The organism is Delftia deserti (assembly GCF_042653485.1).
GTDB classification, from domain to species: domain Bacteria; phylum Pseudomonadota; class Gammaproteobacteria; order Burkholderiales; family Burkholderiaceae_C; genus Comamonas; species Comamonas acidovorans.
On sequence record NZ_JBHSIH010000001.1, the window covers coordinates 5,164,164 to 5,189,444 of the forward strand.

24 protein-coding genes and 2 tRNA genes are annotated in these 25,281 nt (G+C 63.3%); 15 read left to right on the plus strand and 11 right to left on the minus strand.

The genetic code is table 11. The annotated features are described in order from the left end of the window. The first annotated feature begins 3 nt into the window (after positions 1-3). The 5 genes from ACFPFG_RS24470 to ACFPFG_RS24490 all read left to right on the plus strand — a co-directional run bounded on the left by ACFPFG_RS24470 (position 4) and on the right by ACFPFG_RS24490 (position 3,713). On the plus strand, positions 4-1,419 hold the full coding sequence (locus ACFPFG_RS24470; RefSeq protein WP_183019386.1) for a cytochrome b: 1,416 nt from the start codon (positions 4-6) through the stop codon (positions 1,417-1,419). A gap of 17 nt (positions 1,420-1,436) precedes the next feature. After that, positions 1,437-2,192 (plus strand): cytochrome c1, encoded by a 756-nt coding sequence (locus ACFPFG_RS24475; RefSeq protein ID WP_380108656.1) that lies wholly within the window; start codon positions 1,437-1,439, stop codon positions 2,190-2,192. A gap of 103 nt (positions 2,193-2,295) precedes the next feature. After that, complete coding sequence (locus tag ACFPFG_RS24480; protein ID WP_012207298.1) at positions 2,296-2,907, plus strand: glutathione S-transferase N-terminal domain-containing protein; 612 nt, start codon at positions 2,296-2,298, stop codon at positions 2,905-2,907. Positions 2,908-3,008: 101 nt separating this feature from the next. After that, positions 3,009-3,539 carry a ClpXP protease specificity-enhancing factor gene (locus tag ACFPFG_RS24485; RefSeq protein ID WP_380108659.1) on the plus strand — a complete coding sequence of 177 codons (531 nt, stop codon included), beginning with the start codon at positions 3,009-3,011 and terminating at the stop codon, positions 3,537-3,539. Between the two features lie 98 nt (positions 3,540-3,637). Beyond that, a tRNA-Thr gene (locus tag ACFPFG_RS24490) sits at positions 3,638-3,713 on the plus strand. A 69-nt stretch (positions 3,714-3,782) separates the two neighbouring features. On the opposite strand, the gene ACFPFG_RS24495 is transcribed toward ACFPFG_RS24490, so the two are convergent. After that, positions 3,783-4,088 carry a hypothetical protein gene (locus tag ACFPFG_RS24495; RefSeq protein ID WP_034396930.1) on the minus strand — a complete coding sequence of 102 codons (306 nt, stop codon included), beginning with the start codon at positions 4,086-4,088 and terminating at the stop codon, positions 3,783-3,785. A gap of 311 nt (positions 4,089-4,399) precedes the next feature. Between ACFPFG_RS24495 and secA the strand changes: the two genes are divergently transcribed. The 4 genes from secA to ACFPFG_RS24515 all read left to right on the plus strand — a co-directional run bounded on the left by secA (position 4,400) and on the right by ACFPFG_RS24515 (position 10,382). Further along, the gene (gene secA / locus ACFPFG_RS24500) at positions 4,400-7,147 is read left to right on the plus strand and encodes a preprotein translocase subunit SecA (protein WP_183019384.1); all 2,748 of its coding nucleotides are present in this window, start codon (positions 4,400-4,402) and stop codon (positions 7,145-7,147) included. Positions 7,148-7,458: 311 nt separating this feature from the next. Beyond that, positions 7,459-8,691, plus strand: coding sequence for a bifunctional glutamate N-acetyltransferase/amino-acid acetyltransferase ArgJ (gene argJ / locus ACFPFG_RS24505; protein ID WP_312372590.1), 1,233 nt, complete (start codon positions 7,459-7,461; stop codon positions 8,689-8,691). A 165-nt stretch (positions 8,692-8,856) separates the two neighbouring features. Further along, positions 8,857-9,813 carry an ATP-binding protein gene (locus ACFPFG_RS24510; RefSeq protein ID WP_012207293.1) on the plus strand — a complete coding sequence of 319 codons (957 nt, stop codon included), beginning with the start codon at positions 8,857-8,859 and terminating at the stop codon, positions 9,811-9,813. A 50-nt stretch (positions 9,814-9,863) separates the two neighbouring features. Continuing rightward, the gene (locus tag ACFPFG_RS24515) at positions 9,864-10,382 is read left to right on the plus strand and encodes a (deoxy)nucleoside triphosphate pyrophosphohydrolase (RefSeq protein WP_183019382.1); all 519 of its coding nucleotides are present in this window, start codon (positions 9,864-9,866) and stop codon (positions 10,380-10,382) included. 10 nt (positions 10,383-10,392) lie between these two features. Here ACFPFG_RS24515 and ACFPFG_RS24520 read toward each other — a convergent pair whose 3' ends face one another. From ACFPFG_RS24520 to ACFPFG_RS24555, 8 genes are all read right to left on the minus strand, one after another. Further along, positions 10,393-10,641, minus strand: a complete 249-nt coding sequence (locus ACFPFG_RS24520) for a DNA gyrase inhibitor YacG (protein ID WP_197955214.1) — start codon at positions 10,639-10,641, stop codon at positions 10,393-10,395. After that, positions 10,641-11,396, minus strand: coding sequence for a cell division protein ZapD (zapD, locus tag ACFPFG_RS24525; protein ID WP_183019381.1), 756 nt, complete (start codon positions 11,394-11,396; stop codon positions 10,641-10,643). The genes ACFPFG_RS24520 and zapD overlap by 1 nt, the downstream gene beginning before the upstream one ends. Positions 11,397-11,485: 89 nt before the next feature. Next, the gene (gene coaE, locus ACFPFG_RS24530; protein WP_380108663.1) at positions 11,486-12,130 is read right to left on the minus strand and encodes a dephospho-CoA kinase; all 645 of its coding nucleotides are present in this window, start codon (positions 12,128-12,130) and stop codon (positions 11,486-11,488) included. Between the two features lie 14 nt (positions 12,131-12,144). Next, on the minus strand, positions 12,145-13,029 hold the full coding sequence (locus ACFPFG_RS24535; RefSeq protein ID WP_183019379.1) for a prepilin peptidase: 885 nt from the start codon (positions 13,027-13,029) through the stop codon (positions 12,145-12,147). Beyond that, entirely contained in the window at positions 13,029-14,246 is a 1,218-nt protein-coding gene (locus ACFPFG_RS24540) for a type II secretion system F family protein (RefSeq protein WP_183019378.1), read from the minus strand. The genes ACFPFG_RS24535 and ACFPFG_RS24540 overlap by 1 nt, the downstream gene beginning before the upstream one ends. A 38-nt stretch (positions 14,247-14,284) precedes the next feature. After that, positions 14,285-16,027, minus strand: a complete 1,743-nt coding sequence (gene pilB / locus ACFPFG_RS24545) for a type IV-A pilus assembly ATPase PilB (protein WP_183019688.1) — start codon at positions 16,025-16,027, stop codon at positions 14,285-14,287. A gap of 131 nt (positions 16,028-16,158) precedes the next feature. Further along, positions 16,159-16,235 (minus strand) — tRNA-Pro (locus tag ACFPFG_RS24550). Between the two features lie 33 nt (positions 16,236-16,268). Further along, positions 16,269-17,198 carry a polyprenyl synthetase family protein gene (locus ACFPFG_RS24555; RefSeq protein WP_034396917.1) on the minus strand — a complete coding sequence of 310 codons (930 nt, stop codon included), beginning with the start codon at positions 17,196-17,198 and terminating at the stop codon, positions 16,269-16,271. Between the two features lie 230 nt (positions 17,199-17,428). Here ACFPFG_RS24555 and rplU point away from each other — a divergent pair, with 230 nt between their 5' ends. The 4 genes from rplU (at position 17,429) to proB (ending at position 20,510) form a co-directional block, all read left to right on the plus strand. Next, positions 17,429-17,740: a 50S ribosomal protein L21 gene (rplU, locus tag ACFPFG_RS24560; protein ID WP_012207284.1), complete on the plus strand. Its 312-nt coding sequence runs from the start codon at positions 17,429-17,431 to the stop codon at positions 17,738-17,740. A gap of 15 nt (positions 17,741-17,755) precedes the next feature. Continuing rightward, positions 17,756-18,013 (plus strand): 50S ribosomal protein L27, encoded by a 258-nt coding sequence (gene rpmA, locus ACFPFG_RS24565; protein WP_012207283.1) that lies wholly within the window; start codon positions 17,756-17,758, stop codon positions 18,011-18,013. 149 nt (positions 18,014-18,162) lie between these two features. Next, positions 18,163-19,278, plus strand: coding sequence for an Obg family GTPase CgtA (cgtA, locus tag ACFPFG_RS24570; RefSeq protein ID WP_183019377.1), 1,116 nt, complete (start codon positions 18,163-18,165; stop codon positions 19,276-19,278). Positions 19,279-19,361: 83 nt separating this feature from the next. Continuing rightward, positions 19,362-20,510 carry a glutamate 5-kinase gene (proB, locus tag ACFPFG_RS24575; RefSeq protein ID WP_183019376.1) on the plus strand — a complete coding sequence of 383 codons (1,149 nt, stop codon included), beginning with the start codon at positions 19,362-19,364 and terminating at the stop codon, positions 20,508-20,510. 66 nt (positions 20,511-20,576) lie between these two features. On the opposite strand, the gene ACFPFG_RS24580 is transcribed toward proB, so the two are convergent. After that, complete coding sequence (locus ACFPFG_RS24580; protein WP_183019375.1) at positions 20,577-21,266, minus strand: RNA pyrophosphohydrolase; 690 nt, start codon at positions 21,264-21,266, stop codon at positions 20,577-20,579. Between the two features lie 93 nt (positions 21,267-21,359). Here ACFPFG_RS24580 and ACFPFG_RS24585 point away from each other — a divergent pair, with 93 nt between their 5' ends. Together ACFPFG_RS24585 and ACFPFG_RS24590 are read left to right on the plus strand one after the other, a co-directional pair. After that, complete coding sequence (locus ACFPFG_RS24585; protein ID WP_197955221.1) at positions 21,360-23,105, plus strand: proline--tRNA ligase; 1,746 nt, start codon at positions 21,360-21,362, stop codon at positions 23,103-23,105. Continuing rightward, positions 23,102-23,755 (plus strand): lytic transglycosylase domain-containing protein, encoded by a 654-nt coding sequence (locus tag ACFPFG_RS24590; RefSeq protein WP_312372610.1) that lies wholly within the window; start codon positions 23,102-23,104, stop codon positions 23,753-23,755. The genes ACFPFG_RS24585 and ACFPFG_RS24590 overlap by 4 nt, the downstream gene beginning before the upstream one ends. A gap of 54 nt (positions 23,756-23,809) precedes the next feature. Here the strand turns inward: ACFPFG_RS24590 and paeA are convergent, their stop codons facing one another. Beyond that, positions 23,810-25,183: a polyamine export protein PaeA gene (paeA, locus tag ACFPFG_RS24595; protein ID WP_034396907.1), complete on the minus strand. Its 1,374-nt coding sequence runs from the start codon at positions 25,181-25,183 to the stop codon at positions 23,810-23,812. Positions 25,184-25,281: the final 98 nt, after the last annotated feature.

Here is a 25,281-nt window from a genome sequence, read left to right on the forward strand (position 1 = left end):
ACAATGGCCCACGAATTCAAGGACATCGATCCGAACGCGCCCGCAGGCGCCAAGCTCACGAACTGGTTCGAGAACCGTTTCCCAACGGCTTTCGACGCCTACCGTGTGCACATGTCGGAGTACTACGCTCCGAAGAATTTCAACTTCTGGTACATCTTCGGCTCGCTGGCACTGCTGGTGCTGGTGATCCAGATCGTCACCGGCATCTTCCTGGTGATGCACTACAAGCCGGACGCCGAGAAGGCGTTCGCCTCGGTCGAGTACATCATGCGCGATGTGCCCTGGGGCTGGCTGATCCGCTACATGCACTCCACGGGCGCGTCGGCCTTCTTCGTCGTCGTCTATCTGCACATGTTCCGCGGCCTTCTGTACGGTTCGTACCGCAAGCCGCGCGAACTGGTCTGGATCTTCGGCTGCGCCATCTTCCTGGTGCTGATGGCCGAGGCCTTCATGGGCTACCTGCTGCCCTGGGGCCAGATGTCGTACTGGGGCGCCCAGGTGATCGTGAACCTGTTCTCGGCGATCCCCTTCATCGGTCCGGACCTGGCGCTGCTGATCCGTGGCGACTACGTGGTGGGCGATGCCACGCTCAACCGCTTCTTCAGCTTCCACGTGATCGCCGTGCCCCTGGTGCTGCTGGGCCTGGTCGTGGCCCACTTGCTGGCGCTGCACGACGTGGGCTCCAACAACCCGGACGGCATCGAGATCAAGGGCCCCAACGCGCCCAAGGACGCCAAGGGCCATCCGCTGGACGGCATCCCCTTCCATCCCTACTACACGGTGCACGACATCTTCGGCGTGACGGTGTTCCTGTTCCTGTTCTCGGCCGTGGTGTTCTTCGCGCCCGAGTTCGGCGGCTACTTCCTGGAGTACAACAACTTCATCCCGGCCGATCCGCTGAAGACGCCTTCGCACATTGCGCCGGTCTGGTACTTCACGCCGTTCTACTCGATGCTGCGTGCCATCACCAGCGAGATGATGTATGTGCTGATCGCCTGCGTGTTGCTGGGTGCGGGCTTTGGCGTGCTCAAGTCGCGCCTGCCGGCCGCCGCCAAGGGCGTGGTCGCCATCGTGGCCCTGGGCGTCATCGCCATGATGCTGTCCATCGACGCCAAGTTCTGGGGCGTGCTGGTGATGGGTGGCGCCGTGATCATCCTGTTCGCGTTGCCCTGGCTCGATTGCAGCCCGGTCAAGTCCATCCGCTACCGCCCGAGCTGGCACAAGTACCTCTACGGCATCTTCGTGATCAACTTCGTGATCCTGGCCTATCTCGGTGTGCAGCCGCCTTCGCCCATCGGCGAGCGCGTGTCCCAGGTCGGAACGCTGTTCTACTTCGGCTTCTTCCTGCTGATGCCCTGGTGGAGCCGCCTGGGCAAGACCAAACCCGTTCCCGATCGTGTGACGTTCAAGCCGCACTGAAGCTGGAGAGAACAACAATGAAGAAACTGATTCTCACGTTGATCGCGGCCCTTGGCATCATGACCGGTGCACAGGCTTCCGAAGGCGGCATCGCCTGGGACAAGGCGCCGGGCAAGACCAATGACACGGCATCGCTGCAAAACGGTGCCAAGCTGTTCGTCAACTACTGCCTGAGCTGCCACTCGGCCGCATTCATGCGCTTCAACCGGCTGCAGGACATCGGGCTGACCGAGCAGGAAATCAAGGACAACCTGCTGTTCACCACCGACAAGGTAGGCGAGACCATGAAGGCGGCCATCAACCCGAAGGAAGCCAAGGAGTGGTTCGGCGCCAATCCGCCGGATCTGACGGTGATCGCGCGCTCGCGCGCAGGCCACAACGGCACGGGTGCCGACTACCTCTACACCTTCCTGCGCACCTTCTACCGCGATGACACCAAGGCCACGGGCTGGAACAACCTGGCCTTCCCCAGCGTGGGCATGTCCCACGCACTGTGGCAACTGCAGGGCGAGCGCCGTGCCATCTTCGAAGAAGCCGAAGAGCACGGCGTGAAGACCCAGGTTTTCAAGGGGTGGGAGCAGGTCTCTCCCGGCTCCATGAGCGCAGTGCAGTACGATCAGGCGGTTGGCGATCTGGTGAACTACCTGCAATGGATGGGTGAGCCGGCACAGAACAGCCGCATCCGCATTGGCGTGGGTGTGCTGCTTTTCCTGGCGGTCTTCATCTTCATTGCATGGCGCCTCAACGCCGCGTTCTGGAAAGACGTCAAATAAAACCGTGACTGCAGAAGGCCGTGCAAGCCATTGTGCGGCTGAACTGTGTGCAGAGTGGGCGCCGCGAGCGACCCACTCTTTTTGATTTTTAGGAGCCTCCACCATGATGGTGCTTTATTCGGGAACGACCTGCCCCTTTTCACACCGTTGCCGTTTCGTCCTGTTCGAAAAAGGCATGGACTTCGAGATCCGCGATGTGGACCTGTTCAGCAAGCCTGAAGACATCAGCGTGATGAACCCGTACGGCCAGGTGCCCATCCTGGTCGAGCGCGACCTGATCCTGTACGAATCGAACATCATCAACGAGTACATCGACGAGCGCTTCCCGCATCCTCAGCTGATGCCCGGCGACCCGGTGGACCGTGCCCGCGTGCGCCTGTTCCTGCTGAACTTCGAGAAGGAATTGTTCGTGCACGTGAGCACGCTCGAGGAGCGCAACGTCAAGGGCAACGAAAAGGCCATCGAAAAGGCGCGCGCCCACATCCGCGACCGCCTGACGCAACTGGCTCCCGTGTTCCTCAAGAACAAGTACATGCTGGGCGAGAACTTCTCCATGCTGGACGTGGCCATTGCCCCGCTGCTGTGGCGCCTGGACTACTACGGCATCGAGGTGTCCAAGAACGCCGCCCCGCTGCTCAAGTACGCCGAGCGCATCTTCTCGCGCCCTGCCTACATCGAAGCGCTGACGCCTTCCGAGAAGGTGATGCGCAAGTAATTCGCATCGGTTGACGACTGATTGCGCGGGCAGGGAAGGCGGTCAACCGGTCGCCATCCTGCCCGTTTTCGTATTACGACCACTCTTTTCCTGGGATCGTCATGACTGCCCCCGAAGCAACTTCCACCCGCCCCTACCTGATCCGGGCCCTGTACGAGTGGTGCACCGACAACGGCTTCACACCCCACATCGCAGTGCGCGTGGATCGCAACGTGCAGGTGCCGCGCGAGTTCGTGCGCGACGGCGAGATCGTGCTCAACGTCAGCTACGACGCCACCAGCGGCCTGCAGATGGGCAATGACTTCATCAGCTTCACGGCCCGCTTTGGCGGCAAGCCACGCGAAATCATGGTGCCTGTCGAGCAGGTGATGGCCATCTACGCACGGGAGACCGGCCAAGGCATGGCTTTCCCGGCGCCGGAGTCGGATGCCGACGCCGACAACGAAGTTTCGGTTGAGCAGGAATCCGATGAGCCTGTGTCGCAGGACGCAGTTGCTGAAGTGCCGGCCGAGCAAGCTGCCGACGAACGCGTGGTGCAACTGGTGAGCATCCAGAACGAGGGCGACGATGAGGAGCCCCCGCGCACGCCGCCGCCTTCGGGCACACGGCCCTCGCTGAAGCTGGTGAAGTAGGTTTTTCGTACCCTGGGCCTGTGATCACGCGTGCAAGCGGGCTCGCAGGCGCCAGGAACGGCTGAAGCGGTCTTTTTCTGCGCTAGAATTCGTGCTTCGCCGGTTTAGCTCAGTTGGTAGAGCACCCGCCTTGTAAGCGGTAGGTCGTCAGTTCGAATCCGACAACCGGCACCAAAAGGTCTCCTTCGGAGGCCTTTTTTCATTGCTTTCTTCATTTCCGGCCGCGATTGTGTCGGCAGCCGATCAGGCCTGGACCTTGAGGCGGATCTCGGTCACGTCCCATCCCTTGGTGCGCAGGTGGGCGGCCATGGCCGGCAGCAGCTGGCGGATCTTGGCGGCTGCCGCGTTGTTTCGCACCAGCAGGCACCATGTGCTGCCCTCGATGGGGCCAGCCTGCAGGCTGGCGCGCAGCAGCGGCGGCACCAGGGGCAGGATGGCCGTCAGGCGATTGCTGGAGTCCCGGGTGAGCTGTGCGAGCCGCGCCAGCGTGGGCGAGTTCTCGACAGCGTGCAGGGCGGTGACGGCGTGGTGGCGGCGTGTGAAGGTCATGGGCTTGAAGGACTGGACTGGCAGCGTTGGCATGCGCCGGCCCGCAGGGTCGTTATAGCAGCATCTGCGGGGTGGCGCGGGTCCGGGGATTCGGGTTCGGGGCTGTGCGGCTGCATGCGTCGGCCTGCCTGAAAGAGGGTTGGACAGAGGCAGTTAGAATCAATTGTTCGGTTCTCGCTTCCGTCCGGTCACATGTGTTCTCCAGCAGGGCACTTGCAGGCAGGTGGAGCGGCCCCATCTGAAATCCAACAATCTAGGGATTCCAGGCACACCGCAGTCCGCTTCAGCGGGCGGCGGTGTGTCTTTTTCGCATGGCCACCAACTTCCTCACCAAACTATTCGGCAGCCGAAACGATCGGCTTCTCAAGCAATACCGCAAGACGGTCGTTCGCATCAATGCGATGGAGCCCGACTACGAGAAGCTCAGCGACGAGGCTCTGCGTGCAAAGACGCAGGAGTTCAAGGAACGTGTGGCCAAGGGCGAGTCGCTGGACGACCTGCTGCCCGAGGCCTTCGCCGTTGTGCGCGAGGGCTCCAAGCGCGTCATGAAGATGCGCCACTTCGACGTCCAGCTGCTGGGCGGCATGGCACTGCACTACGGCAAGATCGCCGAAATGCGCACCGGCGAAGGCAAGACGCTGACCGCCACGCTGCCGGTCTACCTGAACGCACTGTCGGGCAACGGCGTGCACGTGGTGACCGTGAACGACTATCTGGCCAATCGCGATGCGACCTGGATGGCCAAGCTGTACAACTTCCTCGGACTGTCGGTGGGCATCAACCTGCCCAACATGCCGCGCGAGGAAAAGCAGGCCGCCTACAACAGCGACATCACCTACGGCACCAACAACGAATACGGCTTCGACTACCTGCGCGACAACATGGTCTACGAGTCGGGCGACCGCGTTCAGCGCGTGCTCAACTACGCCATCGTCGACGAGGTGGACTCCATCCTGATCGATGAGGCCCGCACGCCGCTGATCATCAGCGGCCAGGCCGAAGACCACACGGCCATGTACGTGGCCATGAACAAGATCGTTCCCAACCTGGTGCGCCAGGAAGGCGAGGCCGACCCGCGCACCGGAGAAGGCGTGACCAAGCCCGGCGACTTCACCGTGGACGAGAAGAGCCACCAGGTGTTCCTGACCGACCAGGGCTACGAGGCCGCAGAGCGCCTGCTGGGCCATGCCGGCATGATTGCCGAGGGCGCCTCGCTGTACGACCCGGCCAACATCACCCTGGTCCACCATCTCTACGCGGCGCTGCGCGCCAACAACCTCTACCACCGTGACCAGCACTATGTGGTGCAGAACGGCGAGATTGTCATCGTCGACGAGTTCACGGGCCGCCTGATGGCAGGCCGGCGCTGGAGCGACGGCCTGCACCAGGCGGTCGAGGCCAAGGAAGGCGTGACCATCCAGGCCGAGAACCAGACCATGGCCTCGATCACCTTCCAGAACTACTTCCGTCTCTACGGCAAGCTGGCTGGCATGACGGGCACGGCCGATACCGAGGCCTACGAATTCCAGGAAATCTATGGTCTCGAGACCATGGTGATTCCGCCCAACCGTCCCAGCAAGCGCGACGACCAGCTCGACCGTGTCTACAAGACCACGCGCGAGAAGTACGAGGCGGCGATCCGCGACATCCGCGAATGCCATGAGCGCGGCCAGCCCGTGCTGGTGGGCACGACTTCGATCGAGAACTCCGAAATCATCGACGAGCTGCTCAACAAGGAAAACCTGCCCCACCAGGTGCTCAACGCCAAGCAGCACGAGCGCGAGGCCGACATCGTGGCCCAGGCCGGTCGTCCCGGCATGATCACCATCGCCACCAACATGGCCGGCCGCGGCACCGACATCGTGCTGGGTGGCAACATCGAAAAGCAGGTGGCTGCTGTCGAGGCCGATGAATCCCTGTCCGAAGCCGAACGCCAGCAGCGCATCGAACAAATGCGCGCCGACTGGAAGATCGAGCACGACAAGGTCTCGGCCCTGGGTGGCCTGCGCATCATCGCCACCGAGCGCCATGAATCGCGCCGTATCGACAACCAGCTGCGTGGCCGTTCGGGCCGCCAGGGCGATCCCGGCTCCTCGCGCTTTTACCTGAGCCTGGACGATGCGCTGATGCGCATCTTCGCGGGCGACCGCGTGCGCGCCATCATGGACCGCCTGAAGATGCCCGATGGCGAAGCCATCGAAGCCGGCATCGTGACCCGCTCCATCGAAGGTGCGCAGCGCAAGGTCGAGGCCCGCAACTTCGACATCCGCAAGCAGCTGCTCGAATACGACGATGTGTCCAACGACCAGCGCAAGGTGATCTACCAGCAGCGCAACGAGATCCTCGACGCCTCGGACCTGCACGAGATGATCACGGTGATGCGCGACGACGTGGTGTCCGATCTGGTGCGCCAGTACGTTCCCGCCGAGTCCATGGAAGAGCAGTGGGACCTGGCCGGCTTGGAAAAGGCGCTGGAAAGCGAATGGCGCATCCAGCTGCCGCTGCAGTCGCAGGTGCAGTCCGCGCACGCCATCACCGACGAGGAAATCCTCGAAAAGGTGCTGCAGGCCGCCCGCGAAGTGTTCGATGCCAAGGTCGAGCTGATCGGCCGCGAGAACTTCACGCAGTTCCAGCGCGCCGTCCTGCTGCAAAGCTTCGACACCAACTGGCGTGACCACCTGTCTGCACTCGACTATCTGCGCCAGGGCATCCACCTGCGCGGCTATGCGCAAAAGCAGCCCAAGCAGGAATACAAGCGCGAGGCCTTCGAGCTGTTCCGCCAGCTCATCGACCAGGTCAAGACCGAAGTCACGCGCGTGCTGATGACCGTGCAGGTGCAGTCGCGCGAACAGGTGGAGCAGGCCACCGAGGCCCTGGAGCAGCGCAGCGCCCACAGCCTGGAGCACATGACCTATGGCGCTCCGTCGGATGGCGACATCGGCGGCTCCGTCGAAGACGAGCCGCTGGAGCTGCCGGAAGGCGCTCGCGTGGGCCGCAATGATCCCTGCCCCTGCGGCAGCGGCAAGAAGTACAAGCAGTGCCACGGCAAGCTTTCCTAAAGCTCCCCCTGAGTCGCTTCGCGCCTTCCCCCGTGTGCACGGCGCCCTCTCTCGCTTCGCGGGAGGGGGGCGTCCGGGCAACCGGCGACACCCTCGGTGCGGGGCGGCGCGGCCGGCCCAGGCCCTTCCTTGGTGTCCCTGGGCTGGGGCATGCTTTTTTGGGGTTCACTGCACGCAGCAAGCTTCAATAGACAACACGGGCTTCGGCCCGTGTTTGCATTGGGGTGTGTTTGTGATGCTCTGAAATACGCACGGCCCTGGTTTGTTCCGATAATGGAGCGCGTTTTTCTTTCACTGTAGGAAGCCCCTCAATGCCTGTGAATCTCTCCGCTCCCGTGCACGCCGACCTGTTGGCGATCGACGGCGTTCGCATCGGCGTCACCGAAGCCGGTGTGCGCAAGGCCAACCGCAAGGACCTGTCCGTGTTCCTGCTCGACGAGGGCGCTTCGGTGGCTGGCGTGTTCACGCAGAACCGTTTCTGCGCGGCGCCCGTGCAGGTCAGTCGCGAGCATCTGGTTCAGACAGCGGGTGCCATCCGTGCCATGGTCATCAACACAGGCAATGCCAATGCAGGCACTGGCGCCGACGGCCTGGCACGTGCGCGCCGTACCTGCGCAGATCTGGCAGCGCTGCTGCAGCTCAAGCCCGAGCAGATCCTGCCGTTCTCCACTGGCGTCATCATGGAAGAGCTGCCTGTGGACCGCATTGCAGCCGGCCTGCCGGCCGCCATTGCCGCAGCCAAGGCAGACAACTGGGGCACGGCTGCCGAGGGCATCATGACCACCGACACCCTGCCCAAGGCCTTCAGCCGGGCCGTGGACATTGGCGGCAAGCGTGTGAGCATCACCGGCATCAGCAAGGGCGCGGGCATGATCCGCCCCAACATGGCGACCATGCTGGGCTTTCTGGCCACCGATGCGGCCATCGCTCCCGAGCTGCTGCAGCCCCTGGTCAAGGAACTGGCCGACGGCTCGTTCAACCGCGTGACCATCGATGGCGACACATCGACCAACGACTCCTTCGTGCTGGTGGCCACGCACAAGGCCGGCAATGCGCAGATCACTTCGCTGACCAGCGCCGAAGGCCAGGCCCTCAAGGCTGCATTGCTGGATGTGTCGCGCCTGCTGGCCCAGGCCATCGTGCGCGATGGCGAAGGCGCCACCAAGTTCATCACCATCAAGGTGGAAGGAGGCAAAACCGAGGCCGAGTGCCGCCTGGTGGCCTACTCCATCGCGCATTCGCCCCTGGTCAAGACGGCGTTCTTTGCCAGCGACCCGAACCTGGGCCGCATCCTCGCGGCGGTTGGCTATGCTAGCATCGACGATCTGGACCAGACCAAGATCGACCTGTACCTGAACGAAGTGCATGTCGCAGTCAATGGCGGCCGCAACCCTGCCTATCAGGAGGAAGACGGCCAGCGCGTGATGAAGCAGCAGGAGATCATCGTGCGCGTGCTACTGGGCCGAGGGGAGGCCGAGCAGACCGTGTGGACCTGCGATCTGAGCCACGACTACGTGAGCATCAACGCCGACTACCGCTCCTGACTCTCCACCCACCGTGCCGCCGGCAGCCGCAGGCCTTGTGCCTGGCTGCTGCCAGCTTTCAAGGGCGGCCGGCGCGCAAAAGCTCTGGCGTTGGCATGAGATCCATCTCGATTCCCGGGCATATCCAGCGTCGGCGGCCGTGAGATCCGTATTCGAGAGACATCCATGACATTGCCCACAGAAGCCGTCGCCGCCCCCTTGCTGCAACTCGTGCAGCGCGCCGAGCAGCTGATGCAGCGCATCGAGGCCATCCTGCCCCAGCCGCTGCAATCCCCCGCGGACTGGAATACCGCGATCGCCTGGCGCTATCGCAAGCGCGCCAACGGCTGCGGCCTGCTGGAGCCCGTGCGCCACGTCGGCGCCATGCAACTGTCCGACCTGCAGAATATCGATGTGCAAAAGGACAAGATCGCGCGCAACACCGAGCAGTTCGTGACCGGCCGCACGGCCAACAACGTGCTGCTCACCGGCGCGCGCGGCACGGGCAAATCCTCGCTGATCCGTGCCTGCCTGCATGCCTTTGCTTCGCAGGGCCTGCGCCTGATCGAGGTGGACAAGGCCGATCTGACCGACCTGCCCGACATCGTCGATGTGGTGGCCGGCCGGCCCGAGAAGTTCATCATCTACTGCGACGATCTGAGCTTTGAGGAAGGCGAGCCCGGCTACAAGGCACTGAAGTCCATTCTGGATGGATCGGTCAGCGCCGCCAGCCCGAACGTGCTGGTCTATGCGACCAGCAATCGCCGCCATCTGCTGCCGGAGTACCAGTCCGAGAATCTGACCTACCAGCGTGGCGAGGATGGCGAGCTGCATCCCGGCGAGGTGATTGAGGAAAAGATCTCGCTGTCCGAGCGCTTCGGCCTGTGGGTGAGCTTCTATCCCTTCAGCCAGGACGAGTACCTGCGCGTGGTGGCGCAATGGCTGGAGGCCCTGGGACTGGACCAGGCCACGATCGAGGCCGCGCGTCCGGAAGCTCTGGTCTGGGCGCTGGAGCGTGGCTCGCGCAGCGGCCGCGTGGCCCATCAGTTCGCCCGTGACTATGCGGGCCGCGCCGAGCGCCCGAACCAGCGCCAGACCGGCATCGCCGATGTCCAGGGGCTGGCCGAAGAGGCCGAACTCTGACAAGCCTGCTGCCCGGCCTTGGGGCCGGGCGGTTTTTTGCGAAAGATCAAGTGACTGAAAAAGAAATCTCCCTGAACACCGGCGCCGATGCTGCCCAGTCTCAACCGCCGTCTCAAGCGCCGGCCCAGCGCAAGCACACCGAAGTCGCCGTTGGCGTGCTCCTGCGCGAGTCCGATGGCGCGCTGCTGATCACCAGCCGGCCGCCTGGCAAGCCCTATGCCGGCTATTGGGAGTTCCCTGGTGGGAAGATCGAATCCGGCGAGACCGTGGAGCAGGCGTTGCGTCGCGAGCTTCAGGAAGAGCTGGGCGTCGAGATTGCGGCCGCCCCCGTCTGGAAGGTGACCGAGCATGACTATCCGCATGCCCTGGTGCGCCTGCACTGGTGCAAGATCACGCGCTGGAGCGGGGAGTTCGAGATGCGCGAAGGCCAGCAGATGGCCTGGCAGCAACTTCCGCTGCAGGTGCAGCCGGTGCTGCCTGGCGCCTATCCGGTGCTGCAATGGCTCAGCGAGGAACGCGGGCTGCCTTTTGATGCCGGCTTCTACGAGGCAGGCCAGCCGAAAGCCTGAACAGGCCTGATCAGGGTTCGGTGCGAGGATCGCCGAAGGGCGAATCCTCGGGAGGCATGGGCGCCGGCACGCGGAATTCCTCGTTGGCCCAGGCTCCCAGGTCGATCTGGTAGCAGCGCTCGCTGCAAAAGGGCCGAAAGCGGTTGGCCGGCGCGAACAGGCTGGGGCCGCTGCAGGTCGGGCAGCGCACCGTGGGCCCTGCGGATGATGCATCGGCAGAGGGCGTGGCTTTCGTGGACATGCCGGCAGTCTTTTCCATCAGCTGCAAAGCGTGACCTCGAACGAGGCATCTTCGCTGCAAGGCTGGGGTTTGGCGCCGCTTTCGGGGCGAAGCAGGCGCACCGAAACCAGCAGGCGGTTGCCGCTGATTTCCGGAACAAGATTCAGCGCCGGGTCTATGCGAAGGCGCAGCAGCTGAAAGCTGCGACCGGGTGGCATGGCCTGCTGGAACACGCCTTTTTCTGCGGCCACCCATTGCGGCACACCGGTTTCGCGCAGCAGCTTGAGCAGCAGCTGCAGCGACTGACCCAGCGGGGTCAGTGTGCTGGCCCAGTCCTCCAGATCACGCAGGCGCACCTGGGGGTCATGGAACTGCCAGGCGTGATAGGCCGGCAAATCGAAACCGCAGGTGCCGCCAGGGATGCCGATGCGGCTGCGCACGGCCATCAGCCATTCGTTGTCGGTCAGGGACTGGCCGGCCTTTCCGTTCTGGGCATTGAGCTGGGCAAAGCACTGCTCCACATGGCGGGACACCTGGTCGAGCATGTGCTCGGCGATATCGGGGTTGCCGCGCAGGCTGTCGAGCAGGCTTTTGTGGCGTTCGAGGTCCTTGAGCACGTCCGTCTTCAGGTCGGTGCGTGCTGCCACGTCCATGATCTCGAAGATGGTGACCAGCGCGAAATGGTGATCGATGGAATGAGCGCGCGACAGCAGCTCGCCCAGGCGGCGATACAGCTGCTCCAGCCTGAGGTAGGTCCTCAGGCGCTCATTGAAAGGATATTCGTACAGGATCACGCTTGCTGGGCTCCTCGGGGTGCACAGGAATCAGCTGTCTACGTCGTGCACATGCTGAATTACACGCACAGGCCAAGCCATGGCGTGCATCATAGCCCGAACCATGCAGAGATTCGATCGGTGCATGCGCGCAAAGCCTCTATCGTCATGGCCCCGTCGTTGTAGATCACCCAGTCGGCCGCCGCCAGCCGTGCCGCGCGGGTGGCCTGGGCGGTGATGATGGCTTGCACGGCATCGCGGGGCAATCCGTTGCGGGCCATGACGCGTGCGATCTGTGTTTCCGTCCGGCAGTCCACAACCAGCACGGCATCGAGCAGGGCAGGCCAGCGGCCGGACTCCACGAGCAGCGGGATGTCATGCACGATGAGCGCGCATCCGGCATCGGTGGCCTGCTGGACTTCAATGGTGGTTTGCCGAGCCACCAGGGGGTGGATGATGGCTTCCAACTGCTGGCGTGCGGCAGGCTGCTGGAAGACCAGTTCGCGCATGCGCGCACGGTCCAGAGCACCGTTCGCATCGATCAGTTCAGGACCGAAGCTGCGCGCAATCTCGGGCAATGCGGCACCTGACGGGGCGGTGAGGCTGCGCGAGATGTGATCGGCGTCGATGATGCTTGCTCCGCGCAAGGCAAGCTGGGCGGCCACGGTGCTCTTGCCGCTGCCGATGCCGCCGGTCAGGCCCAGTCGGAAAGGGCGCGGGTGCGGACGTGGTGGCGGGGCGTTGCTGGATTCCATGCCGCAGTGTCGGATCAAAGACCGATGGCCGCCAACAGGGATTGCAGCATCTGCTGGGGTCCGAACACCATGGCGGCAAAGCCGGCGCCCGCAAGAAAGGGGCCAAAGGGAACGTAGCCACCTTCGCGCAGGCGGCTGTTGATCTTCAGCGCAATGCCCACGATGGCGCCAATCACGGACGAGATCAGGATGATGGGCACGAGCGCCTGCCAGCCGAACCAGGCTCCCAGCGCGGCAAACAGCTTGAAGTCGCCATAGCCCATGCCTTCCTTGCCGGTGGCCAGCTTGAAGGCCCAGTAGACCAGCCACAGCGAGAGATAGCCTGCTGCAGCGCCCCAGACCGCGTCGGCCAGAGGCACTGCGGTCCAGTGCAGCGCCGCTGAAAGCAGTCCGGCCCACAGCAAGGGCAAGGTGATGTCGTCGGGAAGCAGCGTTGTATCCCAGTCGATCAATGCCAGGCTCAGCAAGGCGGCGCTGAACAGGCACCAGATGGCGCCCGTGGGCGTGATGCCCCATTGCATCGTGCAGTAGGCGAATAGCGCGGCGCAGGCCAGTTCCACCAGCGGGTAGCGGATGCTGATCGATGCCTTGCATTCCGAGCACCGGCCGCGCAGTGCCAGATAGCTGAGCACGGGAATGTTCTCGTACCAGTGGATGGCATGGCCGCAATGCGGGCAGCGCGAGCGAGGGCGGCTGAGACTCAGGGGCACCTCGGCCCGGTCAGGCGCAGCAGAAGGTGGCGCGGCGCCGGATTGCTCCTGTGCCCATTGGGCGCATTCCGCGTTCCATTGCTGTTCCATCATGCGCGGCAGCCTATGCACCACCACGTTGAGAAAGCTGCCGACCATCAGGCCAAGGAGGCCGCCCAGCGCGGCCTGCATCCAGGGATCCAAGAGCATCAAACCACCTGGCCCAGCTTGAAGATGGGCAGATACATCGAAACCACGATGCCGCCGATCAGGGTGCCCAGGAAAACGATGATGATGGGCTCCATCAGGCTGGACAGGCCGGCCACCATGTCATCGACTTCCTCTTCGTAGAAATCGGCCGCCTTGCCAAGCATATGGTCGATGGAGCCGGATTCCTCGCCGATGGCGCACATTTGCAGCACCATGGAGGGAAAGACGTTGGCATTGGTCATGGCCACCGTGAGGCTGGTGCCGGTGGAGACTTCCTGCTGGATCTTCTCGGTGGCATTGGCGTAGACGGCATTCCCGGAGGCGCCGCCGACGGAATCCAGTGCCTCGACCAGCGGAACGCCTGCAGCAAACATGGTCGACAGCGTGCGCGTCCAGCGTGCAACGCAGGACTTTTCGATCAACACACCAAAGACTGGCACCTTCAGTAGCGTGCGGTCCATGAATTGCTGCATGCCCTCGTTGCGCTTCCAGGCCTGCATGAAGAAGTAGAAGCCGCCACCGATCACGCCAAAGATCAACCACCACCATTGGACAAAGATATCGCTGATGCCCATCACGAACAGCGTCGGTGCCGGCAGATCCGCGCCGAAGGAGCTGAACACTTCCTTGAAGGCGGGAATCACGAAGATCATGATGATGGTCACGACGATGAAGGCCACGACGATCACCGAGATCGGATACATCAAGGCAGACTTGATCTTGGACTTGATGGCCTCGGTTTTTTCCATATAGGTGGCCAGCCGATCGAGCAGGGCCTCCAGGATACCGGCTGCCTCCCCGGCCTCCACCAGATTGCAGTAGAGGCTGTCGAAATACATGGGGTGCTTGCGATAGGCCGCATTCAGCGAGGTGCCTGTCTCCACATCGGAGCGGATATCGGCCAGCAGGCGCGTCACACTGGGGTTGGTGTTGCCGCGCCCGACGATGTCGAAGGCCTGCAGCAGCGGGACGCCAGCCTTCATCATCGTGGCCATCTGGCGCGTGAACAGCGCAATGTCCTTGGGTTTGATTCTTTTGCCACCGCGCGTACGGCGCTTCTTGATCTTGCTGGGAAGCACACCCTGGCGGCGCAGCATGGCCTGGACCTGGTTGATGCCCCCGGCCCGGGTTTCGCCACGGACGATCTTGCCGTTGCGATCCTTGCCTTCCCACTCGAAGACAAATTCCTTGATTCCCTTGGACGCGGCTGTGGCCATCGTGCTCCCTCGTTTGTTGTCTGCGCTGTCCGCGCTATTTACTCATTGGTGACTGCCAGCACTTCTTCGAGCGAGGTCAGTCCCTGTCTGGCCTTGTGCAAACCCGATCCACGCAGCGACCGTACGCCTTCACGCTTGGCCTGTGCGGCGATCTCCAGCGCGCTGCCATCCTGCAGGATGATGCGCTGGATTTCCTCGCTGATCGGCATCACCTGGTAGATGCCGACACGGCCCTTGTAGCCGTTGTTGCAGGCCGGGCAGCCGACGGGTCTGTAGGTGACCCAGCTGCCATCGATGTCCGCATCGTTGTAGCCTGCGTCGATCAACGCCTCCCGCGGAATGTCCGCGGGCTCCTTGCACTGGGGGCACAGGCGCCGGGCCAGACGCTGGGCGGTGATGAGAATCACGCTCGATGCGATGTTGAAGGGGGCAATGCCCATGTTGCGCATGCGCGTCAACGTGGTCGGTGCGTCGTTGGTGTGCAGCGTGGACAGCACCAAGTGGCCGGTCTGCGCAGCCTTGATCGATATGTCGGCAGTTTCCAGATCGCGGATTTCGCCGACCATGATGATGTCGGGATCCTGGCGCAGAAAGGCCTTGAGCGCAGTCGCAAAGGTGAGGCCTGCTTTTTCGTTCACATTGACCTGGTTGACGCCGGGCAGGTTGATTTCCGAAGGATCTTCCGCCGTGGCGATGTTCACGCCGGCCTTGTTCAGCAGGTTCAGGCAGGTGTACAGCGACACTGTCTTGCCCGAGCCGGTAGGACCTGTGACCAGAATCATTCCATAGGGGCGTCCGATGGCTTCAAGCAGGCGCGCCTTCTCCTCGGGCTCATAGCCCAGGGCGTCAATGCCCATCCTGGCCGAGCTCGGGTCCAGGATACGGATCACGATCTTCTCGCCGAAGAGCGTGGGCAGTGTGCTTACGCGAAAGTCGATGACCCGGTCCGGGCCGACCTTGAGCTTCATGCGCCCATCCTGCGGGACACGCTTTTCCGAGATGTCCATGCGCGAGATCACCTTGATGCGCGACGCCAGCTTCTCCTTGATGGCAATGGGCGGTGATGCAATCTCACGCAACTCGCCGTCGATGCGAAAGCGTACGCGGTACTGGTGCTCGTAGGGTTCGAAATGCAGGTCCGACGCGCGCATGTTGAAGGCGTCGAGCAGCATTTTGTGCAGGAACTTGACGATGGGCGCATCTTCAACGTCTGCTGCGGCCGAGTTGTCCTTTTCCTCTGCAACCTCATCAGGCTTGAGGTCGCCGAACTCGAAATCGCCGCCTCCGGTGTAGCTCTCCATGGTTTCGCTGGCGCTTTTGCTCTGCTGAGCTATCAGGCGTTCCAGCTTGTCGGCCTCGACGATGATCCAGTCCACGCCCAGTTGGGTGGTGAACTTGATCTGCTCGGCGGCTTCCTGCTGCGTCGGGTCGGCGGTAGCCACCGTGAGGCGATTGCCGCGCTTGCTCAGCGGGAGGACGCGATAGCTGCTGATGATCTTGGCGTCCAGCAGATCCTGCGGCAGGCGCATGGCGTTGACCGCATCAAGATCGAGCAGCGGCGCGCTGAACATGGTGGAAACCGTCTCCGCCACTTCCAGGGCCGAGAGGGTGCCGGCGACGCTCAGTTCTGCAATGAACGAGGTGCGATTGGCGGCTGCCTTGCTGGCCGCCGCTTCTGCCGCCTGCTGCGACACCTTGCCTGCTGAAATCAGGGCTCGCCCGATGCCAGGAAGCGATGCGACAGTGGAGGCATTCTTGAGCGAGGAGTCAGCAACAGCCATGTAGCAAGACGTGTGAGAGGAAAGGACATTTATCCTATCATCCCTGAAGCCTTGAAAGGCCAGACGCACTGTTGCGCAGCCAGTTCTTGAACCTGGCGCAACAGTGAAGTGGTGATGAAGTGACCAGAATATGGTCGGGGTGAGAGGATTCGAACCTCCGGCCTCTACGTCCCGAACGTAGCGCTCTACCAGGCTAAGCTACACCCCGTTGCTTTTGTAGACAAAGCAATGCAGCCTGAATTCAGGTGCGTCGCTCCAAAAGCTGAGACGCCAATTGTAGCAAACTTGCCGTATGCAAATTGCTCGGGAGCACATTTATTGCGTCAATGGCGCGGCGTGCTTCGGCATGGGCGGCTTCGCGTGCCACGTCCAGCGCGCCTGTGCTGCGCACGATATCCACCACGGCAGACAACTGCTCGGTTGAGCCCTGCTCGATGGCGTTGCGCACGATGGCTGCCTGCTCCGGGGTGCCGCGCTGCATGGCGGCAATCAGCGGCAGGGTGCACTTGCCTTCGCGCAGGTCGTCGCCCAGGTTCTTGCCCATTTCCTGGGTGTCGCCTGTGTAGTCGAGCACGTCGTCAATGATCTGGAAGGCGGTGCCCAGGGCCTGGCCATAGATGGCGCAGGCCTGTTCGATCTCGCGGGGGGCGTCTGCCAGCACGGCGCCCAACTGGGCGCTGGCCTCGAACAATTGGGCGGTCTTGGAGCGGATGACGTGCAGGTATCCGGCTTCATCCAGCGAGGCATCGTGCGTGTTGATCAGCTGCTGAACCTCGCCCTCGGCGATCACGTTGGTGGCGTCCGACAGGATCTTGAGCACACGCATGCTGCCCACTTCCACCATCATCTGGAAGGAACGCGAGTGCAGGAAGTCGCCGACCAGCACGCTTGCCGGATTGCCGAAGGTCTCGTTGGCCGTCGGGCGGCCGCGGCGCAGGGTGGACTCGTCCACCACGTCGTCGTGCAGCAGGGTGGCGGTATGAATCAGCTCGACCACGGCCGCCAGGACATGCCTGTCCCTGCCTTCGTAGCCCAGCGCATTGCAGACCATGAGCAGCAGGGCCGGGCGAAGGCGCTTGCCACCGGCAGCGATGATGTACTGGGAGATCTGGGCAATCAGCGGGACGGTGGTCGTCAGGCGCTGGGCGATCACATGATCCACCTCGCGCATGTCGTCAGTGATCAGGGCAAGCGGATTGGGGGTGGAGAGAGCTGTGGTCAAGGTACTGTGGCCGCCAAGTGGATCGGCAATTATAGGAAGGGCGATCCCGCCTGCGGCCCGCCGTGGCGGTTGTTTGGGCGCGGGGTGGGAACGCTTCATGCAAAGAATGTGAGTGCGTGCTAGAATCCCCGGCTTCCGTGGAAATTCGTTCGCGGAACTCTCAAATTCAAGAGGTTTAAATGTACGCAGTCATAAAAACCGGCGGCAAGCAGTATCGCGTTGCGGCCGGCGAAAAGATCAAGGTAGAACAGATTGCTGCGGACGTAGGCCAAGAAGTTGTGATCGATCAGGTTCTGGCAGTCGGCAACGGCGCTGAAATCAAGGTCGGCACACCTCTGGTGTCCGGTGCGTCTGTCAAGGCAACCGTGGTTGCTCACGGCAAGCACGACAAAGTGCACATCTTCAAGATGCGCCGTCGTAAGCATTATCAGAAGCGCCAAGGCCATCGCCAGCAGTTCACAGAGCTGCAGATCGTGGCGATCGCTGCTTAATTCAGGAGCTGAGTCATGGCACAGAAAAAAGGCGGCGGCTCTACGCGAAACGGGCGCGATTCCAAGCCCAAAATGCTCGGCGTGAAGGCTTTCGGTGGTGAACTGATCACTGCCGGCTCGATCATCGTGCGCCAACGTGGCACCAAGTTCCATCCCGGCGACAACGTCGGCGTGGGCAAGGACCACACCCTGTACGCTCTGGTGGACGGCCACGTGTCGTTTGCTGTCAAGGGTGCACTGTCCAAGCACACGGTCAATGTGACGGCTGCCTAAGCCCTGTCACTTCGACGCTCGAAGCCCCGACCTGTCGGGGCTTTGTCGTTTCAGGAGGGTTGTGCATCGTGCCTTCGCCCTCTTTTCCGTCTCTGAGGTGTGGCCTGGGGCTGTCTGGTGCACACTGCTTTTTGTAAACTGGATGCCTCATGAAGTTCGTCGACGAAGCTTATATCGACATTTCCGCCGGTGACGGCGGCAATGGCTGCGTGTCATTCCGGCACGAAAAATACAAGGAATTTGGCGGTCCCGATGGTGGAGACGGTGGCCGTGGCGGCCATGTCTACGCGGTGGCCGATGTCAACCTCAACACGCTGGTGGACTACCGCTTCTCGCGCCGCCACGATGCCACGCGCGGCGAGCACGGCAAGGGCTCGGACATGTTCGGCGCGGCGGGCAACGACATCACGCTGCGCATGCCGGTCGGCACCATCATCAGCGATGCCGAAACCGGCGAGGTGCTCTACGAGCTGCTGACAGCTGGCGAGGTGGTCACCATTGCCAAGGGCGGCGATGGCGGCTACGGCAACCTGCGCTTCAAGAGCGCCATCAACCGTGCGCCTCGGCAAAAGACGCCGGGCTGGCCTGGCGAGCGCAAGAATCTCAAGCTGGAGCTCAAGGTGCTGGCCGACGTGGGCCTGCTGGGCATGCCCAACGCGGGCAAGTCCACCTTCATTGCCGCGGTCTCCAATGCGCGCCCCAAGATTGCCGACTACCCGTTCACCACGCTGCATCCCAATCTGGGGGTGGTGCGCGTCGCTGCCGAGCAGAGCTTTGTGGTGGCCGACATCCCCGGCCTGATCGAAGGTGCCTCGGAAGGTGCGGGCCTGGGTCACCAGTTCCTGCGCCATCTGCAGCGCACCCGGCTGCTGCTGCATGTGGTGGATCTGGCGCCGTTCGATGACAGCGTGGACCCCGTGGCTCAGGCCAAGGCCATCGTGGGCGAGCTGCAGAAATACGATGCCGAGCTGTACGACAAGCCGCGCTGGCTGGTGCTCAACAAGCTGGACATGGTGCCGGCCGAGGAGCGCGCGGCACGCGTCAAGGACTTCGTCAAGCGCTTCAAGTGGAAGGGGCCGGTCTTCGAGATTTCGGCTCTGACGCGCGAAGGCTGCGAAGTGCTGATCCGCACCATCTACCAGCATGTGCATGCGCAGCAGCAGATCGAGTCGGGCCCCAAGGAAATCGATCCGCGCTTCGTCGAAGTCGAGGGTGATGGCGTGGATCTCACAGATCCGCGCTTTGCCCCTCGCGATTCAGAGTAAGAGCCGCCTGCCGCTCCCATCGCCTTGATCACAACAGCGGCGCGGCCTTCCTGGGCCTGCGCTGCAAGAATCACTATCCATCCATGTCTTCCAACTTGTTGCGTGATGCCCATCGCATCGTGGTCAAGGTCGGCTCGAGCCTGGTGACCAATGAAGGTCGCGGTCTTGACGAAGCCGCCATCCAGGAGTGGAGCCGCCAGTTGGCGGCCCTGGTTCGAGGCGATGAAAGCCATGGCGGCCAGCGGCGCGAGGTGATCATGGTCTCCAGCGGCGCGGTGGCTGAAGGCATGAAGCGCCTGGGCTGGGCCGCGCGGCCCAAGGAGATCCATGAGCTGCAGGCCGCTGCAGCCGTGGGCCAGATGGGGCTGATACAGATGTACGAGTCCAAGCTGCGCGAGCAGGGCATGGGCAGTGCCCAGGTGCTGCTCACGCATGCCGATCTTGCGGACCGCGAGCGCTATCTGAATGCGCGCAACACCTTGCTGACGCTGCTGCAGTTGGGCATCGTGCCGGTGATCAACGAGAACGACACCGTGGTCAACGACGAGATCAAGTTCGGCGACAACGACACCCTGGGTGCTTTGGTGGCCAACCTGATCGAAGCCGATGCCCTGGTCATCCTGACCGATCAGCGAGGCCTTTACAGCGCCGATCCGCGCAGCAATCCCGATGCGCGTTTCATCGACGTGGCAAATGCCGGCGATCCCGCGCTGGAGGAGATGGCGGGCGGCGCGGGCTCGTCCATCGGCAAGGGCGGGATGATCACCAAGATCCTCGCGGCCAAGCGTGCGGCGGGGTCGGGTGCTTCAACCGTCATCGCCTGGGGCCGTGAACAGGATGTGCTGGTGCGTCTGGCTGCAGGCGAGTCCATCGGCACGCTGCTCGTGGCGCAGACCCACAAGAACCAGGCGCGCAAGCAGTGGATTGCCGACCATCTGCAGTTGCGCGGCTCCGTGTCCGTGGATGCCGGTGCCGTGGCCAAGCTGCGTGACGAGGGCAAGAGCCTGCTGCCCATCGGCATGGTGAATGTGGATGGCGAATTCGCCCGTGGCGATGTGATCGCCGTGCGCGATGCGCTGGGAATCGAGGTGGCACGCGGTCTGGCCAACTATGCAAGTGCCGAGGCACGCCTGCTGTGCCGCAAAGGCTCGGTGGAGATCGAACGCTTGCTGGGCTATTCGGCAGGCCCTGAGATGGTGCACCGCGACAACATGGTGATTGCCGGGCACTGATGCCTGCGCAATCGGGGCAAGGAAAAGGCGCACCTTCGGGTGCGCTTTTGCATGGAGCCTTTGGCTTCAGGCCTTGCCTGGATCAGGGTGCAAGATCTGCTGCTGTCCTGACTGTGGATCAGGATCGAAACAGGCGCCAGGCGGCAACTCCATGCCGGGATTGATGCGAAAGCTGCCCGAGCGCGCCGGATGCAAGCCCGGAGCACCATAGGTATCGGGGCCTGTTTCATGGGCTTCCCTGGGGCGCATTCCGCTGCGAAGATAGCGGTTGCGCTGCTGTTCGCCCCGTGGCAGAAAGCGTGCCAGCTCGGTCAGGGCCATCTCGTAGACGCCGCGTTTGAACTCCACCACCACATCCAGTGGCACCCAGTAGTCGTTCCAGCGCCAGGCGTCGAATTCGGGATGGTCGGTGGCACGCAGGTTCAAATCCCAGTCGTGACCCATGAGTTGCAGCAAATACCAGATCTGCTTCTGGCCTTTGTAGTGTCCGCGCGCATCGCGGCGGATGTACCGGTCTGGCACCTCGTAGCGCAACCAGTCCCGGGTGCGGGCGACCACGCGAACGTGGTTGGGCATCAACCCCACTTCCTCATGCAGCTCCCGGAACATGGCCTGTTCGGGTGTCTCCCCCCGGTCAATGCCGCCCTGTGGAAACTGCCAGCTGTGGGTGCGGATGCGCTTGCCCCAGAACACCTGGTTCTTTTGGTTGAGCAGGATGATGCCGACGTTCGGGCGAAATCCGTCCCGGTCAAGCATAATCGAACCCCAATTTTCTGAATTGTGTCCATTATGCACGGTGCCTTGCCAGCGGCAAGCACGCTGCCCCGATTCCCGCGAAGCCCCTGATCCATGAAAGCCTCCCAATTTTTCATCTCCACCCTCAAGGAAGCTCCGGCCGACGCCGAAGTGGTCAGCCACAAGCTCATGACGCGGGCCGGCCTGATCAAGAAGCTGGGCGCAGGCATCTATAACTACATGCCCATGGGACTGCGCGTGATCCGCAAGGTCGAGGCCATCGTGCGCGAGGAAATGAACCGTGCCGGTGCCGTCGAAGTGACCATGCCCGTGGTCCAGCCTGCCGAGATGTGGGAAGAGACAGGCCGCTTCGAGAAGATGGGCCCCGAGCTGCTGCGCATCAAGGACCGCCATGGCCGTGATTTCGTGATCCAGCCCACCAGCGAAGAGGTGGTGACGGACATTGCGCGCCAGGAGCTCAAGAGCTACAAGCAGCTGCCCAAGAATTTCTACCAGATCCAGACCAAGTTCCGCGACGAGCGCCGTCCGCGCTTTGGCCTGATGCGTGGCCGCGAGTTCATCATGAAGGACGCCTATTCCTTCGACAAGGACCGCGATACCGCCCAGATCAGCTACCAGACCATGCGCGCGGCCTACAAGCGCATCTTCGATCGCTTCGGCCTGCAGTACCGTGCCGTGCGTGCCGACAGCGGCGCCATCGGCGGTGATCTGAGCGAGGAATTCCAGGTCATCGCCTCCACGGGCGAAGACGCCATCGTCTACTGCCCCAGCAGCGACTACGCCGCCAATATCGAGAAGGCCGAGGCCCTGGCGCCTGCCGGCCCCCGTCCCGCTGCAGCCCAGGCCATGACCCGTGTGGCGACGCCGGGCAACAGCACCTGCGAGTCCGTGGCTGCCCAGCTGGGCCTGCCGCTGTCGCAGACGGTGAAGTCCCTGGTGCTGGCCACCGACAAGCTCGACGACAAGGGCGATGTGGCGGGAAGCCAGGTCTGGCTGCTGCTGCTGCGCGGCGACCATGAGATGAACGAGATCAAGGTGGCCAAGGTGCCCGGCCTGGACGTGGGCTTCCGCTTTGCCACCGTGGCCGAGATCGAGGAGCACTTCGGTTGCCAGCCCGGCTACCTGGGCCCCATCGGCCTGAAGAAGCCCGTGAAGCTGGTCGTGGACCGCGAGGTCGCCGTGATGGCCGACTGGGTCTGCGGCGCGAATGAGGCCGACTTCCACATCACCGGCGTGAACTTTGGCCGTGACCTGCCCGAGCCTGATGCCGTGGCCGACCTGCGCAATGTGGTGGCCGGCGACAAGTCCCCGGATGGCGCAGGCGAGCTGGCCATTGAGCGCGGCATTGAAGTGGGCCATGTGTTCTACCTGGGCACCAAGTACTCCCAGGCCATGAACGCCACCTTCCTGGCCGAGAACGGCAAGCCCTCGCTGTTCGAAATGGGTTGCTACGGCATTGGCGTGACACGCCTGCCGGCTGCCGCCATCGAGCAGAACCATGATGAGCGCGGCATCATCTGGCCCGACGCGATTGCGCCCTTCACCGTGGTGGTCTGCCCCATCGGCATGGACCGCAGCGAGCCCGTGAAGGAAGCCGCCGAGAAGCTGCATGCCGAGCTGCTGGCACTGGGCGTGGACGTGATCCTGGACGACCGCGGCGAACGCCCGGGCGCCATGTTTGCCGACTGGGAACTGATTGGCGTGCCGCACCGCGTGGTGCTGTCCGACCGGGGCCTGAAGGAAGGCCAGGTCGAGTACCAGCATCGCCGCGACACGGAAGCGACCAAGATGGCCGCCGCCGATGTGCTGGGCCATCTCAAGCAGAGGCTGGGACTGTGAGCCAGGCCCCCGTGGTGGCGCGCCGCGACTGCCTGCGCCTGGCGGCTTCGCTGGGTGCTGCGCCGTTGCTGGGCGCGGTGGCCGCGCCCGCCTGGGCCGGCGGGCAGCTGGAAGAGCCGCTGGCCGATTCGGTGCGCACTGCGCTGAGTTCGGCCGTCACGGGATCGGCGCCGCCCGAGCTGCGCTTTGCCTCCACCGAGGCCCGCATGGACTACCTGCGCTGGCTCACGGCCAGCAGCGAGCGCCTGCGTTCACGCAAGCCCGAACTTGCAACACGGCTGGAGTTCCTGCAGACCGTCTGGTACGAGGCCAAGCGCGCCGGACTGGAAATCTCGCTGGTGATGGGCCTGGTCCAGGTGGAAAGCGCGTTCCGCAAGTTCGCCATCTCCAGCGTGGGCGCGCGCGGCTACATGCAGATCATGCCGTTCTGGATGCGGCTGATCGGCGATGGCGACATCGGCAAGCTGTTCCACATGCAGACCAATCTGCGCTTTGGCTGCGTCATCCTGCGCCACTATCTGGACCGCGAAAACGGCGATGCCTACATGGCGCTGGGCCGCTACAACGGCAGCCGGGGGCAGCCCCAATACCCGAATGCGGTGTTCGCTGCGCAGCGCCGCTGGGAGATCGAGCCCTCGCGCTCGGCCTGAGGGGCCGCAGGCTGGCGCCTGGCGGCAGTCCTGCAGGCCTGCCTTGCTGCGTTTTCAGGACGAGGTGTCCGGCGACATGCTGGACACCTTGGCCACGGCGGCGGCCGTGTCGCCTGCGTTGGGCGGGGCGGCCGGGCTGCTGCCGGACATGCGTGTGACCAGCACCTGGTCGATGCGGTAGCTGTCCACGTCCATGACCTCGAAGCGATAGCCTCCCCATTGCACGGTGTCCGTGCGCCTGGGAATGCGCCGAAGCATGACCATGAGGAAGCCCCCCAGGGTTTCGTAGTCCTCGGAATGCGGCAACTCGTCGAGCTCCAGGGCCTGCATCACATCCTCGACCGGCGTGACGCCATCGATCAGCCAGGAGTTCTCGTCGCGGCGCAGGATCTGCTCCTCGTCGCCGGGGCTGACCAGGCCGCCCATCACCGTGCTCATCACGTCGTTGAGCGTGACCACGCCGACCACCAGGCTGTATTCGTTGACGATGACGGCAAAGTCCTCATGCACCTGGCGGAACTGCTCCAGCACCTCGGCCAGCGTCAGGCGGTCCGGCACGACCAGCACCTTGTGGACCAGCGAATCGTCCATGAGCGACAGGGACTGGTTGTTCAGCGCGCGCTGGAACAGATCCTTGGCATCGACATAGCCGACGATATGGTCGATGTCGCCGTCGCAGACGGGGTAGGTGGAAAAAGGTTCCTCGGCAATGCGGACCCGGATCAGTTCATCGGGGTCGTCGCGGTGGAAGTAGGCGATGCGGTCGCGCTGCGTCATGGCCGAGCCTATGGTGCGCGAGTCCAGCTCGAACAGATTGGCGATCACCTGCTGCTCCTTCGCGGCCAGCACGCCTGCGCGTGCGCCGGCTTCGGTCATGGCCAGGATGTCTTCGTGCGTGATGCGGTCATCGCGCACCGTGGGCAGGCCGAAGAGCTTGGCAACGGCGTCGGCCAGATGGTTGAAGCACCAGACCAGGGGCTTGAGCACGGCCATGCACCAGAGCATGGGGCGCAGCACGCGGATGGCCAGGGCCTCGGGCTCGGCCATGCTCAGGCGCTTGGGCAGCAGGTCGGCGAACAGGATGAACAGGGAGGTGACGCTGGCGAACGAGAGCAGGAAGCCCACGGTCTGCGCACGGCTGTCGGGCAGCCAGAGCATCAGCAGCTCGGCCAGATAGGGGGTCAATGCCCCTTCGCCTACCACGCCGCCCAGGATGGCGACGGCGTTCAGCCCAATCTGCGTGACCGTGAAATATTCGCCCGGCTGGGCCTGCATCTTCATGACCAGTTCGGCGCGGGGTTCGCCGTCCTCCATCATCTGCCGCAGTCGCAGGCGCCGCGAGGCGGCCAGCGAGATCTCGGCCACGGAGAAGAAGGCACTGGTCAGTATCAGCGCGACGATCAACAGCAGACTTTGGGACAGACTCATAGGCAAGGCGGAGAAGCGGGCGCAGGCGCGCTTTTCCGGATGTGAAAGATGTGACCATTCGACCACACATCGCATGCCCCTGGCCCTGAGGCATGCCC

Bases quoted from the DNA above. Each gene is read 5' to 3' on its own strand.
- ACFPFG_RS24475 (WP_380108656.1), top strand. From the start codon at position 1,437: ATGAAGAAACTGATTCTCACGTTGATCGCGGCCCTTGGCATCATGACC.
- ACFPFG_RS24485 (WP_380108659.1), top strand. From the start codon at position 3,009: ATGACTGCCCCCGAAGCAACTTCCACCCGCCCCTACCTGATCCGGGCC.
- ACFPFG_RS24535 (WP_183019379.1), bottom strand. From the start codon at position 13,029: ATGCTCTTGGATCCCTGGATGCAGGCCGCGCTGGGCGGCCTCCTTGGC.
- ACFPFG_RS24585 (WP_197955221.1), top strand. From the start codon at position 21,360: ATGAAAGCCTCCCAATTTTTCATCTCCACCCTCAAGGAAGCTCCGGCC.
- ACFPFG_RS24520 (WP_197955214.1), bottom strand. From the start codon at position 10,641: ATGGAAAAGACTGCCGGCATGTCCACGAAAGCCACGCCCTCTGCCGAT.
- ACFPFG_RS24495 (WP_034396930.1), bottom strand. From the start codon at position 4,088: ATGACCTTCACACGCCGCCACCACGCCGTCACCGCCCTGCACGCTGTC.
- ACFPFG_RS24555 (WP_034396917.1), bottom strand. From the start codon at position 17,198: ATGCGCGAGGTGGATCATGTGATCGCCCAGCGCCTGACGACCACCGTC.
- proB (WP_183019376.1), top strand. From the start codon at position 19,362: ATGTCTTCCAACTTGTTGCGTGATGCCCATCGCATCGTGGTCAAGGTC.
- pilB (WP_183019688.1), bottom strand. From the start codon at position 16,027: ATGGCTGTTGCTGACTCCTCGCTCAAGAATGCCTCCACTGTCGCATCG.
- ACFPFG_RS24580 (WP_183019375.1), bottom strand. From the start codon at position 21,266: ATGCTTGACCGGGACGGATTTCGCCCGAACGTCGGCATCATCCTGCTC.
- rpmA (WP_012207283.1), top strand. From the start codon at position 17,756: ATGGCACAGAAAAAAGGCGGCGGCTCTACGCGAAACGGGCGCGATTCC.
- ACFPFG_RS24540 (WP_183019378.1), bottom strand. From the start codon at position 14,246: ATGGCCACAGCCGCGTCCAAGGGAATCAAGGAATTTGTCTTCGAGTGG.
- secA (WP_183019384.1), top strand. From the start codon at position 4,400: ATGGCCACCAACTTCCTCACCAAACTATTCGGCAGCCGAAACGATCGG.
- argJ (WP_312372590.1), top strand. From the start codon at position 7,459: ATGCCTGTGAATCTCTCCGCTCCCGTGCACGCCGACCTGTTGGCGATC.
- cgtA (WP_183019377.1), top strand. From the start codon at position 18,163: ATGAAGTTCGTCGACGAAGCTTATATCGACATTTCCGCCGGTGACGGC.
- paeA (WP_034396907.1), bottom strand. From the start codon at position 25,183: ATGAGTCTGTCCCAAAGTCTGCTGTTGATCGTCGCGCTGATACTGACC.
- ACFPFG_RS24480 (WP_012207298.1), top strand. From the start codon at position 2,296: ATGATGGTGCTTTATTCGGGAACGACCTGCCCCTTTTCACACCGTTGC.
- ACFPFG_RS24510 (WP_012207293.1), top strand. From the start codon at position 8,857: ATGACATTGCCCACAGAAGCCGTCGCCGCCCCCTTGCTGCAACTCGTG.
- ACFPFG_RS24470 (WP_183019386.1), top strand. From the start codon at position 4: ATGGCCCACGAATTCAAGGACATCGATCCGAACGCGCCCGCAGGCGCC.
- rplU (WP_012207284.1), top strand. From the start codon at position 17,429: ATGTACGCAGTCATAAAAACCGGCGGCAAGCAGTATCGCGTTGCGGCC.
- coaE (WP_380108663.1), bottom strand. From the start codon at position 12,130: ATGGAATCCAGCAACGCCCCGCCACCACGTCCGCACCCGCGCCCTTTC.